This is a genomic window from Streptomyces sp. NPDC107559, from assembly GCF_055657365.1.
The window spans coordinates 1-16,138 of sequence record NZ_JBVKBD010000026.1 but is presented as its reverse complement, the minus strand read 5'-3'; the positions used below and the strand labels follow the sequence as shown (position 1 = coordinate 16,138).

General features: G+C 69.6%; 14 protein-coding genes and 1 tRNA gene. 8 read left to right on the top strand and 7 right to left on the bottom strand.

Features of this window, described 5'->3' with window-relative positions; all coding sequences use genetic code 11:
- Positions 1 to 10: 10 nt before the first annotated feature.
- From ACZ7OY_RS40540 to ACZ7OY_RS40520, 5 genes are all read right to left on the bottom strand, one after another.
- A tRNA-Gln gene (locus ACZ7OY_RS40540) sits at positions 11 to 82 on the bottom strand.
- Positions 83 to 175: 93 nt separating this feature from the next.
- Positions 176 to 907 carry an HAD family hydrolase gene (locus tag ACZ7OY_RS40535; protein ID WP_472250557.1) on the bottom strand — a complete coding sequence of 244 codons (732 nt, stop codon included), beginning with the start codon at positions 905 to 907 and terminating at the stop codon, positions 176 to 178.
- A 108-nt stretch (positions 908 to 1,015) separates the two neighbouring features.
- Positions 1,016 to 2,500 (bottom strand): glutamate--tRNA ligase, encoded by a 1,485-nt coding sequence (gene gltX, locus ACZ7OY_RS40530; protein WP_472250556.1) that lies wholly within the window; start codon positions 2,498 to 2,500, stop codon positions 1,016 to 1,018.
- The gene (locus tag ACZ7OY_RS40525) at positions 2,484 to 3,269 is read right to left on the bottom strand and encodes a fumarylacetoacetate hydrolase family protein (protein ID WP_472250555.1); all 786 of its coding nucleotides are present in this window, start codon (positions 3,267 to 3,269) and stop codon (positions 2,484 to 2,486) included. Before ACZ7OY_RS40525 ends, gltX begins: the two co-directional genes overlap by 17 nt.
- A 315-nt stretch (positions 3,270 to 3,584) precedes the next feature.
- On the bottom strand, positions 3,585 to 3,776 hold the full coding sequence (locus ACZ7OY_RS40520) for a hypothetical protein (protein ID WP_351618299.1): 192 nt from the start codon (positions 3,774 to 3,776) through the stop codon (positions 3,585 to 3,587).
- A gap of 607 nt (positions 3,777 to 4,383) precedes the next feature.
- Here ACZ7OY_RS40520 and ACZ7OY_RS40515 point away from each other — a divergent pair.
- The 8 genes from ACZ7OY_RS40515 (at position 4,384) to ACZ7OY_RS40480 (ending at position 14,923) form a co-directional block, all read left to right on the top strand.
- On the top strand, positions 4,384 to 8,136 hold the full coding sequence (locus tag ACZ7OY_RS40515) for a sensor histidine kinase (protein WP_472250554.1): 3,753 nt from the start codon (positions 4,384 to 4,386) through the stop codon (positions 8,134 to 8,136).
- A gap of 9 nt (positions 8,137 to 8,145) precedes the next feature.
- The gene (locus tag ACZ7OY_RS40510) at positions 8,146 to 8,559 is read left to right on the top strand and encodes a roadblock/LC7 domain-containing protein (RefSeq protein WP_003993189.1); all 414 of its coding nucleotides are present in this window, start codon (positions 8,146 to 8,148) and stop codon (positions 8,557 to 8,559) included.
- A gap of 111 nt (positions 8,560 to 8,670) precedes the next feature.
- The gene (locus ACZ7OY_RS40505; protein WP_152888400.1) at positions 8,671 to 9,066 is read left to right on the top strand and encodes a DUF742 domain-containing protein; all 396 of its coding nucleotides are present in this window, start codon (positions 8,671 to 8,673) and stop codon (positions 9,064 to 9,066) included.
- Positions 9,047 to 9,622 carry an ATP/GTP-binding protein gene (locus ACZ7OY_RS40500; RefSeq protein WP_162468659.1) on the top strand — a complete coding sequence of 192 codons (576 nt, stop codon included), beginning with the start codon at positions 9,047 to 9,049 and terminating at the stop codon, positions 9,620 to 9,622. The genes ACZ7OY_RS40505 and ACZ7OY_RS40500 overlap by 20 nt, the downstream gene beginning before the upstream one ends.
- Positions 9,623 to 10,000: 378 nt before the next feature.
- On the top strand, positions 10,001 to 13,252 hold the full coding sequence (locus ACZ7OY_RS40495) for a nitrate- and nitrite sensing domain-containing protein (protein ID WP_472250553.1): 3,252 nt from the start codon (positions 10,001 to 10,003) through the stop codon (positions 13,250 to 13,252).
- A gap of 10 nt (positions 13,253 to 13,262) precedes the next feature.
- A complete protein-coding gene (locus ACZ7OY_RS40490) occupies positions 13,263 to 13,676 on the top strand; it encodes a roadblock/LC7 domain-containing protein (protein ID WP_152888434.1) in 414 nt (137 codons plus the stop codon).
- 97 nt (positions 13,677 to 13,773) lie between these two features.
- On the top strand, positions 13,774 to 14,361 hold the full coding sequence (locus tag ACZ7OY_RS40485; protein WP_472250552.1) for a DUF742 domain-containing protein: 588 nt from the start codon (positions 13,774 to 13,776) through the stop codon (positions 14,359 to 14,361).
- A complete protein-coding gene (locus ACZ7OY_RS40480; protein WP_351346482.1) occupies positions 14,342 to 14,923 on the top strand; it encodes a GTP-binding protein in 582 nt (193 codons plus the stop codon). Before ACZ7OY_RS40485 ends, ACZ7OY_RS40480 begins: the two co-directional genes overlap by 20 nt.
- A 261-nt stretch (positions 14,924 to 15,184) precedes the next feature.
- On the opposite strand, the gene ACZ7OY_RS40475 is transcribed toward ACZ7OY_RS40480, so the two are convergent.
- Positions 15,185 to 15,379 (bottom strand): acyl-CoA carboxylase subunit epsilon, encoded by a 195-nt coding sequence (locus ACZ7OY_RS40475; protein ID WP_450661844.1) that lies wholly within the window; start codon positions 15,377 to 15,379, stop codon positions 15,185 to 15,187.
- Positions 15,380 to 15,475: 96 nt separating this feature from the next.
- The coding region (locus ACZ7OY_RS40470; RefSeq protein WP_472250551.1) for an acyl-CoA carboxylase subunit beta at positions 15,476 to 16,138 on the bottom strand (663 nt) is incomplete at its 5' end.

Here is a 16,138-nt window from a genome sequence, read left to right as displayed (position 1 = left end):
GCTCTGCGAGCTGGCCTACCTGGACTCGAACCAAGACTAACTGAACCAGAATCAGTCGTGCTGCCAATTACACCATAGGCCACTGGAACGCAATCCCCTGAAGGGATCTTGCTCTAGTTTGCTCCCCCGGATTTCGGGGCCTTTCGGCCCGCTCTCCGGCGGCGCAGGAAGAACATTACCTGAAGGTGGACGGGGCTCCAAAACGGGTATCCGCGCCGAGGATCGCGGGAAGTTCGGCGAGGGAGGTGATCCGATGCGGTCCGGCCTGCGCGTCGCCGCCGGTACACGCGCCGTCACGGTCGATCCACACCGACAGCAGCCCGGCCTCGGCCGCGCCCCGCCCGTCGATCTCCGGGTGGTCGCCGACGTACGCGACCTGCTGCGGGGCGAGTTCCAGCGCCTCGCAGGCCGCGTGGAAGGCGCCCGCGTCCGGCTTGGAGATGCCGAGCTCCGCCGCGCACAGGACGGTCTCGAAGCGGTCGCGGACGCCGAGCACCCGCAGCTTGCGCTCCTGCACGGTGAGGCTGGAGTTGGAGAGCACCGCGTGCCGGTAGTCGGCCCCGAGGGCGTCCAGGACCGGCAGGACGTCCGGGAAGAGGGCCCAGGCGGTCTCGTAGTGCCCGACGTACCGCTCGAACCAGGTGTCGGCCTCGGCGTCGCTGAGCGGCGTCTCCAGGAAGACCCGGACCCGGTCCCTGCGCTGTCCCTGGAAGGTCGTCTCTCCCGCCGAGAAGCGGGCCCACTGCAGGTCGGTGACCTCCCGCCACCGGGCCAGGGCGAGCTCCGGGGTGCCGAAGCCGGCGAGCAGGCCCTCGGCGGCCAGGTGCGCTCGCATGCCCTCCCGGTCCGCGCTCGTGTAATCGAAGAGGGTGTCGTCCACGTCCCAGAGCACTGCTACGACCGGCATGGGACCGACAGTACCGCCGCACCCGCCCTCCGGGAGGCTTCTCCGGTGAGACGCCGCAGGGGGCGGCGTCCGGACCTCCGGACACCGCCCCCTGCACGGGTGCGCGGGTTACGCCGCCAGCCGCGCCAGCGCCGCGTCGATACGGGCCAGCGTCTTCTCCTGGCCCAGGATCTCCAGGGACTCGAAGAGCGGGAGGCCCACCGTGCGGCCGGTGACGGCCACCCGGACCGGGGCCTGCGCCTTGCCGAGCTTCAGGCCGTGGGCCTCGCCGGCGGCCAGGACGGCCTCCTTCAGGGACTCGGCGGACGTCCAGTCGGCGACGACGAGCTTCTCCCGGGCGGTGCGCAGCAACGCGTCCGAGCCCTCCTTCATCGCCTTGGTCCAGCTCGCCTCGTCGAAGACCGGCTCCGGCAGGAACAGGAAGTCGACGTTGTCGGTGATCTCGGAGAGGACCTTCAGCCGGGTCTGGGCGTGCGGGGCGACGGCCTCCCACTTGGCCGCGTCGAAGTCCTCCGGCGCCCAGGGGGCGACCGGGGCCTTCAGCCAGGGGGCGCAGCGCTCGGTGAAGTCCTTCACGTCCAGCAGCCGGATGTGGTCGGCGTTGATCGCCTCGCACTTCTTGAGGTCGAAGCGCGCCGGGTTGGGGTTGACGTCCGAGATCTCGAAGGCCGCGACCATCTCGTCCATGCCGAAGATGTCCTGGTCGGCCGAGAGCGACCAGCCGAGCAGGGAGAGGTAGTTGAGCAGGCCCTCCGGGAGGAAGCCACGCTCCCGGTACAGGTTGAGGGACGACTCCGGGTCGCGCTTGGAGAGCTTCTTGTTGCCCTCGCCCATCACGTACGGCAGGTGGCCGAAGGACGGGATCTCCTTGGCGATGCCCAGCTCGATCAGCGCCTTGTAGAGGGCGACCTGGCGGGGGGTGGAGGAGAGCAGGTCCTCGCCGCGCAGGACGTGGGTGATCTCCATCAGGGCGTCGTCGACCGGGTTGACGAGCGTGTAGAGGGGAGCCCCGTTGGCGCGGACGATGCCGTAGTCCGGGACGTTCTCCGGGGTGAACGTGAGCTCGCCGCGGACCAGGTCCGTGAAAGTGATCGTCTCGTCGGGCATACGGAAGCGCACGATCGGCGCGCGGCCCTGGGCCTTGTACTCCTCGACCTGCGCCGCGGTCAGGTCGCGGCAGTGGCCGTCGTAGCCGGAGGGCTTGCCGGCGGCGCGGGCGGCCTCACGGCGGCTGTCCAGCTCCTCCTGGGAGCAGTAGCAGTGGTAGGCGTGGCCGGCGGCGAGCAGCTTCTCGGCGACGTCCTTGTAGAGGTCCATGCGCTGCGACTGCCGGTAGGGCGCGTGCGGGCCGCCGACCTCGGGACCCTCGTCCCAGTCGAAGCCCAGCCAGCGCATCGAGTCCAGCAGCTGGGTGTAGGACTCCTCGGAGTCGCGGGCCGCGTCGGTGTCCTCGATACGGAAGACCAGGGTTCCCTGGTGGTGCCGGGCGAACGCCCAGTTGAACAGGGCGGTGCGGACCAGGCCCACGTGGGGGTTACCGGTGGGCGAAGGGCAGAAACGGACGCGTACGGGTGCGCTAGCCACGCTTGACAACCTTGTTGGTGAGAGTGCCGATGCCTTCGATGGTGACGGCGACCTCGTCGCCGACAGCCAGGGGGCCGACCCCTGCCGGGGTGCCCGTGAGGATCACGTCGCCGGGGAGCAGCGTCATGGCCTCGGTGATGTTGACGATCAGATCCTCGATCGAGTGGATCATCTCGCTGGTGCGGCCGAGCTGCCGCTGCTGTCCGTTGACCGTCAGCTGGACGGTCAGGTCGGACGCGGTGGCGAGGTCCAGGCCGGTCTCCACCCACGGGCCGAGCGGGCAGGAGGTGTCGAAGCCCTTGGCCCGCGCCCACTGCTTCTCGCGCTTCTGGATGTCGCGGGCGGTGACGTCGTTGGCGCAGGTGTAGCCGAAGATCACGTCCTTGACGCGGTCGCGCGGGACCTCGCGGCACATCCGGCCGATCACCACGGCCAGCTCGGCCTCGTGGTGCACCTCCTGGGAGAAGGACGGGTACTGGATCGCGTCGCCTGGGCCGATCACCGAGGTGGAGGGCTTGAAGAAGGCGAACGGCGCGTCCGGGACCTCGTTGCCCAGCTCCTTCGCGTGCTCCGCGTAGTTGCGGCCGAAGGCCACCACCTTGTTGGGGAGCACCGGCGGCAGCAGCCTGACCTTGCTCAGCGGCACCTTCGTGCCGGAGAGCTCGAAGTCCGTGAACGGGATGCCTTTGATGATGTCCAGGACGAGCTCGTCCTGCTTGTCGCCCTCGACCGCGCCGAAGGCGACGTTCCCGTCGATGGAGAACCTGGCGATGCGCACGGGATGCTTGGCCCCTTGACTGAGCTGGCTGGAGTCTGACGCTCCAGGCTAACGCGGCAGGGGGCTCACGCCTCGCGCATTACGGTCCGTCCGCACGCCGCGCGCGGCCGGGTCCGCCGGACGAGCGGAGCGCACGCGGACGGCGCGCAGAGATGCCGAGAGAGCGGAGAGCGGAGCCGCACGGGCGGCGGGCGCGCGGAAGGCGGAGGGGACGGAGAAGGCGGAGGGGACGGAGAAGGGCGCCCACCGAGTCGGTGGGCGCCCTTCGGGTCCGTACGGGGCCGGTCCGGGTGGGACGGCGGCGGCCGTGCGTGGCTACTCGGCGACGGCGGCGGCCATGGCCGGCGCGTTCATGAGGACCGTGCGCCTGGGGTTGGCCGTCTGCGTGGGAAGGGAGACGGGGTGCTCCGGCTGGTCCGGGGTGTGCAGCGCGTCGGCGCCGTCGAGGTGCGCCAGCGTCGTACGCCGCGGGTTGGCTATCGTGCGGAACATCGTCGTCGTCTTCACGGTTTGTACGAGACCTTGTCGTTTCGGGCGCCGGGAGGGCCTCAAGTGCCCTCCGCACGGGCGCGGGTTATCAGAACGCTGCCCTTTGTAAAACGTCAGGCTAAACATCCGGAATCCCGCAGATGACGTGAAGACCCCATGATCTCCGTGTGAGTTTGCTCACCAACCGTCGATCAAAACGGTCAATTCCGGCCCATGTCCTAGTCAGTCGAAACGGACATTAGCCACCTGAAGCCACCATTCCGCTCCCGATCATGGCGACTGGGACACCCGTTCCGCCCCCCTGATTCACCATGGTTTGCCCGACATAAGGCGGAACTCATTCAACAACGGGTGACACCGCGATCACATGGTGTCATGGAGGTCACAGGTCGGCCTACGGGCCTTGTTGGCGCTCCTGCACTGTGCTGGAATTCCTCGGACCGCCGCGGGTATCGAGCTGGCACACAGGGGGGCGCGATCACGCGCCGAGTGGCGGCTACGAAGGGGGAGCCAGCGCCGGTCGCTCACGACCACCACGGGGGCGTATTCAGGGCGCCCCTATGACGCCGACACCGTGTCCTTCCGTTCGCGCGGAGGGGCGCCTGGTCCAGAGGTTGCGACAGTAGTGCAGGGACGATTCAAGAGGGATGGCAGTGCTTCGGCGGAGCCGGAGCCGCACGGCGGGACCGACCGCGGTTCCTCGCCCCAGCACGCCCAGAACCAGGGCTCGGCCGGCGACGGCGGTGAGCGCCCCGGGCGCCCCGGCGCGTCCGGATCGTCGGGCCCGGTTCCTGTGGTGACGGCGCCGAAGGGCGTCCCGGGCCCCGGCTCGCGCTTGGCGCTGCGCAACTGGCGCATCTCCACGCGACTGGTGTCGCTGCTGGCGCTGCCGGTGGTCGCGGCCACCACGCTGGGTGCCACGCGTATCAACCAGTCGATGGACGACATCCAGCAGCTCGACAACATGAAGCTGCTGACGGAGATGACCAAGCAGGCCACCGAGCTGGCGAGCGCGCTCCAGGAGGAGCGCGACCAGTCGGCCGGTCCGCTGGCGCACCAGTCGGGCGCGACCGACTACACCGTCAAGGGATACCGGGACAAGACCGACCGGGCCCTGATCAACTTCCTCGACGCCGGCGACAAGATCGACGCCGCGAGCAAGCAGGGCAACCTCCAGGGTGTCCGTGACAGCCTCGTCGGCCTCCAGCGCGACCTGAACAGCCTCAGCAAGGTCCGCTCGGGTGCGTACGAGTCCGAGGGCAACTCGATGCAGACCGTCGAGGCCTACCACCGGCTCATCCAGCACCTGCTCGACCTCTCGCAGGACATGGCCGAGGCGACCAGCAACCCCGACATGATCCAGCGCACCCGCGCCCTGTCGGCCTTCTCCTCCGCCAAGGAGTACGCCTCCGAGCAGCGCGCCCTCCTCGGTGCCGCGCTCCCGGCGAGCACCCAAGAGTTCGGTGTCCTCTCCGACAATGACCGCCTGTACGGTGTCGCCGCTCTGGACAGCCAGGACTCCGAGCTCAACAGCTTCCGGTCCATCTACGGCGACTCGGGTGCCGAGGAGCTCCTCAAGCCGATCGAGTCGGGCAACGCCACGATCGAGGCGACCGACACCTTCGCCGAGCGCGCGCTCAGCAAGCAGAACGGTCTGAAGTCGCTCGACAAGCGCTCCTACAAGGACTGGCTCGACGACAGCACGGCCAAGATCCAGGGCATGAGGCAGATCGAGCACTCGCTGCTCGAGGACATGGAGCAGAAGGCCCGCGAGCTGCGCAGCGCCTCCGAGCGCGAAGCGATCATCTCCGGTGCGCTGATCCTGCTCGTGCTCGGTGTGTCGCTGGTCGGCGCCTTCGTCGTGGCCCGGTCCATGATCCGCTCGCTGCGCCGCCTCCAGGAGACCGCCACCAAGGTCGCCCAGGACCGTCTGCCCGAGCTGGTCAAGCAGCTGTCCGAGTCCGACCCGCAGGACGTCGACACGTCCGTGGAGTCGGTCGGTGTGCACTCCCGGGACGAGATCGGCCAGGTGGCCGCGGCCTTCGACGACGTGCACCGCGAGGCGGTCCGACTGGCCGCCGAGCAGGCCCTGCTGCGGGGCAACGTCAACGCGATGTTCACCAACCTCTCGCGCCGTTCCCAGGGTCTTATCCAGCGCCAGCTGTCGCTGATCTCCGAACTGGAGTCCCGCGAGGCCGACCCGGACCAGCTGTCCTCGCTGTTCAAGCTCGACCACCTCGCGACGCGTATGCGCCGTAACGGTGAAAACCTTCTCGTTCTCGCGGGTGAGGAGCCCGGCCGACGCTGGACCCGCCCGGTCCCGCTGGTCGACGTGCTCCGCGCCGCGGCGTCCGAGGTGGAGCAGTACGAGCGCATCGAGCTGGCCTCGGTGCCGAGCACCGAAGTCGCCGGCCGCGTCGTCAACGACCTCGTGCACCTCCTCGCAGAGCTGCTGGAGAACGCCACCTCGTTCTCCTCCCCGCAGACCAAGGTCAAGGTCACCGGTCACGCGCTGCCCGACGGCCGCGTGCTGATCGAGATCCACGACACCGGCATCGGCCTCTCGCCCGAGGACCTCGCCGCGATCAACGAGCGGCTCGCCTCGCCGCCCACCGTGGACGTCTCCGTCTCCCGACGCATGGGCCTCTTCGTGGTCGGTCGTCTGTCGCAGCGGCACGGCATCCGCATCCAGCTGCGTCCGTCCGACTCCGGCGGTACGACCGCGCTGGTCATGCTGCCCGTGGACGTCGCCCAGGGCGGCAAGAAGCCCCAGCCCAAGCCCGGTCAGGGTGCCGTCAACAGCGGTCCGGCCGCGGCGCAGGCAGCGGCCGGCATGGCCGCGGCGCGACGCCAGGGCGGTGCCGTCGGCGCGGGTGCTCCGGGCGGTGCGCCCGGTGGTGCCCTCGGTGGCGGCTCTTCGGCCGGCAACACCGGCCGGATAGCCGCCGGACAGGGCCCGCGGGCCGCGCTTCCCGGTGCGGGTGCGAACGGCCGGCCCGGCGCGGCACGCGGACCGCAGGGTCAGGGCGGCCCCCAGCAGGGCCGGCAGGCTCCGGCCGCCACGAGTGGCAACCTCTTCGGCCAGGCGCCGAATGCCCAGCAGCAGGGCATGCAGTCCGGTGGCGCGAACGCGCAGCAGGGCTTCGGTGACGACCAGGGCCGGGACGCCTTCGGTGGCAACAACGGCAACAACCGCGGTGCCGTTCCCGCGCAGCGCGCCAACGCCGACGCCGAGCCGCAGGGCCGTCGTTCGCGCCGGCCGCAGCTTCCGGGCCGCGGTGGAGCGCGCGCCGAACTGCCGGGCGCCGACGCCCAGCAGCGCACGCCCAGCTGGAGCGACGAGAACGCGCAGCCGCCGGTTCCGCGCACCCCGCTGGACGCTCCGCGCGGCCACGAGGAGCCGGACGTCTCCCAGACGGCCCAGATGCCGCGCATCGACGACCGCCAGGGTCCGGGCAGCACCTCCGAGTTCGCCCGGCCGGACTTCAACGCGCCGCGCCCCGGGGCTCACAACGGCCAGCACAACAACGGCCAGCACAACACGGGTCAGTTCGCCCGCCCCGGCGCCGCCAACGGCCAGCACAACACGGGTTCCTTCGCCCGCCCGGACGTCTTCGCCCAGGGTGCCGGACAGAACCACTCGTCGGGCACCGGTCAGTTCGCCGCCCCTCAGGCGTACGACAACAGCTCCACGGGTCAGTTCGCCGCCCCGCAGGCCTACGACAACGGCTCCACCGGGCAGCACGCCCTGCCGGGCCGCCCGGCGCAGGCGCCCATGCAGAACAACACCGGTCAGTACGAGCGCCCGCAGGCTGCGGGCCCGGACTACGGTGCCCAGCAGCGGCCGGCCATGCCGCAGCGGCCCGCCCAGCCGGAGGCGCTGCCGCCGGCCAGCGGTCCCGGCGACGGCCGTACCCCGCTGTTCGACACGCTGGAGACCAACTGGTTCCACGGTCAGCAGGGGGGCCAGCAGCAGGGCCACCCGGGTCAGCCGCAGCACAACGGCTCGGCCCAGGTTCCGGCTCAGCCGCAGCAGCCCCCGGCGCCGCAGCAGCAGGCTCCGGCTCAGCAGCGTCAGGCGCCCGCCGCCTGGCGGAGCTCACCGAACGACGACATCGTCCGTCAGGCCGAACGGGTGCGTAAGCCCGCGGCCGGCGGCGTCACCACCTCCGGACTGCCGCGCCGGGTGCCCAAGGCGAACCTCGTCCCGGGCACAGCTCAGCAGCAACAGCACCACACCGGTCCGCAGGTCTCGCGTGCGCCTGATGACGTACGCGGCCGGCTGACCAATCTCCGTCGGGGTATCGCGCAGGGTCGCCAGGCCGGCAGCGGCCAGACCGGCAGCTTCCCGAACCCCACTCACCAGCAGGAGCGTTAGTTGAGTCCGATGAGCCAGGCGGCACAGAACCTGAACTGGTTGATCACCAACTTCGTGGACAACACCCCAGGGGTGTCCCACACAGTGGTGGTCTCCGCCGACGGCCTTCTGCTGGCGATGTCCGAAGGTTTCCCGCGTGACCGCGCCGATCAGCTCGCCGCTGTCGCGTCGGGTCTCACCTCGCTGACGGCCGGGGCCTCCCGGATCTTCGAGGGCGGCAGCGTCGCGCAGACGGTCGTGGAGATGGAGCGCGGCTTCCTCTTCCTCATGTCCGTGTCCGACGGATCGTCCCTGGCCGTTCTCGCGCACCCCGAGTGCGACATCGGCCTCGTCGGCTACGAGATGGCGCTGCTGGTCGACCGCGCGGGTGCGGTGCTCACGCCTGACCTGCGCGCCGAACTCCAGGGAAGTCTGCTCCACTGATCTCCCTGGATCTACCCGTCTCACCAAATCACCGTCCGGCCGCCACAATCCCCCCACCGGCCCCCGTCAGACGGCAAGACTGACCGATCTGCTGTCCCGTCCGGAGGATTCATGACCCCGCCCAACGCCTCTCATGATCCGTACGCGGAGTCGTACGGGGATGAAGGCGACCAGCCGCTGGTCCGTCCTTATGCGATGACCGGCGGCCGGACCCGGCCGCGTTACCAGCTCGCCATCGAAGCGCTGATCAGCACGACGGCCGACCCGGCAGCGCTCATGGGGCTCCTCCCGGAGCACCAGCGCATCTGCCACCTGTGCCGTGAGGTGAAGTCGGTCGCCGAGGTCTCGGCGCTGCTCGCCATGCCCCTGGGTGTGGCACGGATCCTCGTCGCGGACCTCGCGGAGGCCGGACTGGTCGCCATTCACCAGCCGGGCGGCGACGAGACCACCGGCGCACCGGACGTGACACTGCTCGAAAGGGTGCTCAGTGGACTTCGCAAGCTCTGACGGAGGTCGGGCGACCACCTCCGCAAAGATCGTGGTGGCCGGCGGCTTCGGCGTCGGAAAGACCACGTTCGTGGGCGCCGTCTCCGAGATCAACCCCCTGCGTACCGAGGCCGTCATGACGTCCGCTTCCGCGGGCATCGACGACCTCACGCACACCGGGGGCAAGACCACCACCACCGTGGCCATGGACTTCGGCCGCATCACGCTGGACCAGGACCTGATCCTGTACCTCTTCGGTACGCCGGGCCAGGACCGCTTCTGGTTCATGTGGGACGACCTGGTGCGCGGTGCGATCGGCGCCGTGGTCCTGGTCGACACGCGGCGGCTCGCCGACTGCTTCCCGGCCGTGGACTACTTCGAGAACAGCGGTCTGCCGTTCGTCGTGGCCCTCAACGGCTTCGACGGCCAGCAGCCGTACCAGCCGGAGGAGGTCCGCGAGGCTCTCCAGATCGGCCCGGACACCCCGATCATCACGACGGACGCCCGCCACCGCGCGGACGCCAAGTCGGCGCTGATCACGCTGGTCGAGCACGCGCTGATGGCTCGCCTGCGCTAACTCTCCAGTCGAAAGCGGCGTACGAAGGTTGCCGTAGACGTTGCCGGAGCCGACTGTGGTCTTTGACACGGTCGGCTTCGGCGTTCATAACGTTTCGGCAGAGGAATCCGGTGGTACCGCAACGCGTCGCGGTCGATCGGTCTCGCTGCGCGCACAAAGGCCCCGTCTTTTGGCGGGGCTCGCTCTTTATGACCGTTTTATCTGGGGCTTACATCACACCGAACCGGCTCTTCCGACTGTTTGGAGGAGCGCTGGTCCCCATGCTGGAATGCCTGAACTGCCCAATAGTCAAAGACGTACTCACTAGTCGAGAACGTACTGGGCTCTGAGACACTGCGGCACGACGAAGGTGCCGACCGCCGAGAGGTTGTTGGTCGAGTGAGGCGAAGCAAGAACAGTCCCGAGCCGGCGGCGCGGGGCAACTTCACCCCGCCGTCGCGCGGAGTGACGCCCGCCCCTGTGCAAGGCCCCGAGCCGACGGCGACGCCCCCCGCGAGTGGCGGCCGTCTCTCCCCCCGCAACTGGCGGGTGCCCACCAGGCTGAACGCGATTCTGCTCATCCCTGTGATGGTCGGCCTCGTCATGGGCGGCTTCCAGGTGAAGAGCTCGATCAACACCTGGCAGGAAGCGGAGGACGCGCAGAGCACGGCGCGTCTGGTGCGGGCGTCCCTGGCCTACGCGGACGCTCTCTACAACGAGCGTGACGTCACGGCCGAACCCCTGCTGGACGACAAGGGCCAGGACGACAAGGTCGTCACGGCGGCCCGCAAGTCGACGGACGACGCCGCCGACGTCTTCGACCAGGCTGCGCAGAACATGCCGCAGACCGCCGGTCTCCAGCGTCGTCTGAAGCTGTTCCGCGCGGAGGAGCCCAAGCTCCAGGCGATCCGCTCGGCCGCGTACACCTCGAAACTGCCCGCCGTGAAGACGGAAGAGGGCTACACGCAGGTCGCCCACCCGCTGATGGAGTTCGCCAACGAACTCGGCCTGGGCACCGGAAACATCACGAGCTACGGTCGTACGGTCTACGCGATCTCGCTGACCAAGGCCGCCCTGTCCCTGGAGCGCTCGATCGGCATGCACCTGCTGATCAAGCCCGGCCCCAAGGACGAGAACTTCGCCAAGCAGCGCGTCGCGCTCTCCTCGTACGCCTACCTCGAGGGCATCGCCGTCGAGGAGTACCTCGGTGGTGGCACCGAGGAGGACGCCGCCAAGCTGGAGACGGCCAAGGCGAAGATCGAGTCGCAGGGCAAGGCGATGGCCGAGCAGGCCAAGGGCGCCGACCCGGACTACGTCCCGCCGCCGTCCGACCCGACCGACATGGTCGCGGCCCTGTCGACGATGCAGAGCACGGACCCCGCCGTGCGCACCGCGCTCGCCCAGGGCGGCATCACCCCGGAGAACTGGTGGGCGGTCAACACGCTCAAGTACCAGGCGTACAGCAAGATCGAGTCGGACATGGCCGACAAGGCCGTGAGCGAGGCGTCGAGCATCGCCGACGACGCCAAGACCTCCGCGTTCATCACCGGTGCCGCCGTCGTGGTCGCCCTGCTCGCCGCGTTCATCCTGGCCGGCATGGTGGCCCGCCAGATGAGCCGCTCGATGCGCCAGCTGCGCAACGCCGCCTTCGGCATCGCCGAGCAGCGTCTGCCGATGCTGGTCGACCAGCTCTCGCGCACCGACCCGGGCCGGGTCGACACCCGCGTCCAGCCCATCCCGATCACCACCACGGACGAGATCGGCGAGGTCGCCCGCGCCTTCGACCAGGTCCACCGCGAGGCGGTCCGACTGGCCGCCGAGCAGGCCCTGCTGCGGGGCAACATCAACGCGATCTTCACCAACCTCTCGCGCCGCAACCAGTCGCTGATCGAGGGCCAGCTGACCCTGATCACCGACCTGGAGAACAACGAGGCCGACCCGGACCAGCTGGAGAGCCTCTTCCGCCTGGACCACCTCGCGACCCGTATGCGCCGCAACGGCGAGAACCTCCTGGTCCTCGCCGGCGAGGAGCCCGGCCGTCGCTGGGACCAGCCGGTCCCGCTGGTCGACGTGCTGCGCGCCGCCTCCTCCGAGGTGGAGCAGTACGAGCGCATCGAGCTGTCGGGCGTCCCGGAGGCCGAGATCCACGGCCGCGCCGTGACCGACCTCGTGCACCTGCTCGCCGAGCTGCTGGAGAACGCCACCACGTTCTCCTCCCCGCAGACCAAGGTCCGCGTCACCGCGACCCGTCTCCCCGACGGCCGCGTCATGATCGAGATCCACGACAAGGGCATCGGCCTGACCGCCGAGGACTTCGCGGACATCAACCACAAGCTGGCCAACCCGCCGACCGTGGACGCCGCGATCTCCCAGCGCATGGGTCTGTTCGTGGTCGGCCGGCTGTCCGACCGGCACGGCATCCGCGTCCAGCTGCGTCCCTCGGGCGAGCAGGCCGGTACGACCTCGCTGGTCATGCTGCCCGACGCGATCACCCACGGTGGTGGTGGCGAACACCAGCTGCAGGGCGACGATTTCACCGTCTCGCAGATCATTCCCGAGCAGCAGCAGCTCCAGCAGCAGTACCCGGGCGAGGAGTTCAGCCCGCAGCAGCCGATGCGCACCGCGGCCGAGCTCGGCTTCGACGACAGCCGCTACGAGGTGCCGGACGACATCCGGGACCTGGACCCCGTCGGCCGCTCGCTGATGCGCGAGGGACGCCGGGCCGCCCTGGAGACCCAGGCGCAGCCCCAGGAGGACGCACAGGAGTCCGGGGCCGCTTCCTACGGTGAGGAGTTCGACGCCCGGCACGCCGCCTACGAGAGCGGTCAGGCGTCCTACGGCACCGAGGCGGCCGCGTACCCCGAGCAGACCGCCGGCTACGACGAGCAGACCGCGTACGAGGGTCAGCAGCAGCAGTCGTACGACGAGCAGTACTTCGCGCCGAACGGCGGCCAGCCGCAGAACGACGGCTTCGCGCCGAACGGCGGCTACCCCGACCCCGCCTACGCGGAGCAGGCGCAGGCTCAGAAGGAGCCGGAGACGGCGCACGGCGCCGCCCCGGAGACCTTCTCGGGCTTCGAGGAGCAGTCCTACCAGGGCGACTGGCCGCAGCAGACCGGTTTCCAGAACGGCTACCCGGACCAGTACGCTCCGGGGGCGGAGTCTTCGCAGGCCGCTGACGCGAGTCAGCCGGACCGCGTAGGCTTCGACCGTCCGGGACCGGCCTCCTCCGCCGCTCAGTCGCTGACCGGTGCCGGTCTGCCCCGCCGCGGTGCGGGCCCGAGCGGTGCGAACGGCGCGGGACGTGCGCAGCAGCCGCCGCAGCAGGCTCAGGCCTCGGCTCCGGACAACGGCGGCAACGACTGGCGGTCGGCGAACGACGACCGCTGGACGCAGGCCGCGCAGCTGCGGAAGCCCAAGGCGGGCGGGGTCACCTCCTCCGGCCTGCCGCGGCGGGTGCCCAAGGCCAACCTGGTCGAGGGAGCCGCCGAGACCACCCCCCAGGGAGGCCCACAGGTCTCCCGCGCCCCGGAGGACGTCCGGGGCAGGCTGAGCAACCTGCGTCGAGGCGTCGAACGTGGACGCAGCGCAGGCAGTGAAACGAACGGCCAGGGCTTCGGTCCTGACAGCACCTACAACCAGGAGCGTTAGTGTGAGCCCGATGAGCCAGGCGGCGCAGAACCTGAACTGGTTGATCACCAACTTCGTGGACAACACCCCGGGGGTGTCCCACACGGTGGTGGTCTCCGCCGACGGACTCCTTCTGGCGATGTCCGAAGGGTTCCCCCGTGACCGTGCCGATCAGCTTGCGGCTGTCGCGTCGGGTCTGACCTCGCTGACCGCGGGTGCCTCGCGCATCTTCGAAGGCGGCCATGTGAACCAGACGGTTGTGGAGATGGAGCGAGGGTTCCTCTTCATCATGTCCGTCTCCGACGGTTCCTCGCTCGCTGTTCTTGCACACCCGGATGCGGACATCGGCCTCATTGGGTACGAGATGGCACTGCTGGTGGACCGTGCAGGTACGGTGCTGACCCCGGATCTTCGTGCGGAGCTCCAGGGGAGCCTTCTCAACTAACAGACAGATCGTGCGTATTGGCGTCCCGGGGCCGTAAGGTTTCGGGACGCGGCTCCACAGTGATGGATGCCAGTGCACAGTCGGAGGAGGAGAGAAAGTGGCAACACCCCCAGGCGGCTCATCGGGCAACTGGTCGTACGGACCCGGCCAGGGCCAGGGCGACGGTTCGCAGAACCCGTACAACTTCCCCTCCGCGCCGAGCCAGCGGCGCCACCAGCAGCCGTACGCGCCCCAGGGCCCGCAGGGTCCCGGTCAGTCGCCGTACGACCAGCCGAACGCGCCCCGCATCCAGCCGGTGCAGCCGCAGCGCCGAGGCCCCGAGCCTGCGCCCGCCGGAAGTTCGAACAACCCCCTGGTGCGCCCGTACGCCATGACGGGCGGCCGCACCAGGCCCCGGTACCAGCTCGCCATCGAGGCGCTGGTGCACACCACCGCATCTCCGCACCAGATGCAGGGCCAGTTGCCCGAGCATCAGCGGATCTGCAACCTGTGCCGAGAGATCAAGTCGGTGGCCGAGGTCTCGGCCCTGCTGTCGATCCCTCTCGGTGTGGCCAGGATCCTCGTCGCCGACTTGGCGGAGGCGGGACTGGTCGCCATTCACCAGCCGGGCGGCGACGAAAGCGCCGGCGGCCAGCCAGCCGTGACATTGCTCGAAAGGGTGCTCAGTGGACTTCGCAAGCTCTAGCGGAGGGCCTTCCCGCTCCACCACGTCCGCGAAGATCGTGGTGGCGGGCGGCTTCGGCGTGGGTAAAACCACGTTCGTCGGCGCCGTCTCGGAGATCAACCCGCTGCGCACGGAGGCCGTCATGACGTCTGCTTCGGCAGGCATCGACGACCTCACCCACACCGGGGACAAGACGACCACGACGGTCGCCATGGACTTCGGTCGTATCACCCTCGACCAGGACCTGATCCTGTACCTGTTCGGCACGCCCGGCCAGGACCGCTTCTGGTTCATGTGGGACGACCTCGTGCGCGGTGCGATCGGCGCGATCGTGCTGGTGGACACGCGGCGTCTCGCCGACTGCTTCCCCGCGGTCGACTACTTCGAGAACAGCGGTCTGCCCTTCGTCATCGCCCTCAACGGCTTCGACGGCAACCAGCCGTACCAGCCGGACGAGGTGCGCGAGGCGCTCCAGATCGGCCCGGACGCCCCGATCATCACGACGGACGCCCGCCACCGCGCGGACGCCAAGTCGGCACTGATCACGCTGGTCGAGCACGCGCTGATGGCACGCCTGCGCTGATACGGCGCGCATACCGACAGGTGGGCGGTCCTTCCCGAACCGGGGAAGGACCGCCCACCTGCTTTTGCGCCACCTGCTTCTGCGCACCTGCCTCCCCGCCCGGCTGCACGCCCCCGGGCGCCTGGTACGCCTGGTAAGGCCCGGTGCGCCTGGTGCGCCGCTGCCGTCCGGCGGGCCCGGAGACGCCCGTACAAACGCGTCAGGGCCCCTCTCCTGCCGAGAGGGGCCCTGACGCGCTGACGCGCTCTGTGGGGGTGCTGCCTAGCCGTGCCAGCTGTGCGGGGCGCGGAAGCCGGGCTCGCGCTCCAGACGGCGCCAGCCGGCCTTGCGGTGGCCGCCGTGCGCCGGGGTCTCCGTGGACGTACGGGCCGCGGCGCGCGCGAGCAGGATCGCCGTGATGGCGGCGACCTCCTCGGGCTCCGCATGGCCCTTCTCGACGCGAATGTCAGAGTTCATGGATGTCAGTCTCCGTGAGAGAGGTTTCCGCGGGGGTACCGCGGAGGATCCGCCGGGTTACTGCGCGGGGATGCCTCGGGCAGGGTGGCGCGAGGGCTACTGCGGCGGGTTGCCGTGCTTGCGCGACGGCAGGTCCGCGTGCTTGCTGTGCAGCATGGCCAGGGACCTGATGAGGACCTCGCGGGTCTCGGCCGGGTCGATGACGTCGTCCACCAGGCCGCGCTCGGCGGCGTAGTACGGGTGCATGAGCTCGGACTTGTACTCCTTGACCATGCGGGCTCGCATGGCCTCGGGGTCCTCGGCCTCGGCGATCTGCCGCCGGAAGATGACGTTGGCGGCGCCCTCGGCACCCATCACGGCGATCTCGTTGGTGGGCCACGCATAGGTGAGGTCGGCACCGATGGACTGGCTGTCCATGACGATGTACGCACCTCCGTACGCCTTGCGCAGGATCAGCGAGATCCTCGGCACGGTCGCGTTGCAGTACGCGTACAGCAGCTTGGCTCCATGACGGATGATCCCTCCGTGCTCCTGGTCGACACCGGGAAGGAATCCCGGCACGTCCAGGAAGGTGACGATCGGGATATTGAAAGCGTCACACATCTGGACGAAGCGCGCAGCTTTTTCACTCGCCTCGATGTCCAGCACGCCCGCGAGGGTCTGCGGCTGGTTGGCGACGATGCCGACGACCTGGCCGTCGAGCCGGGCCAGCGCGCAGATGATGTTCCGCGCCCAGCGCTCGTGGACCTCCAGGTAGTC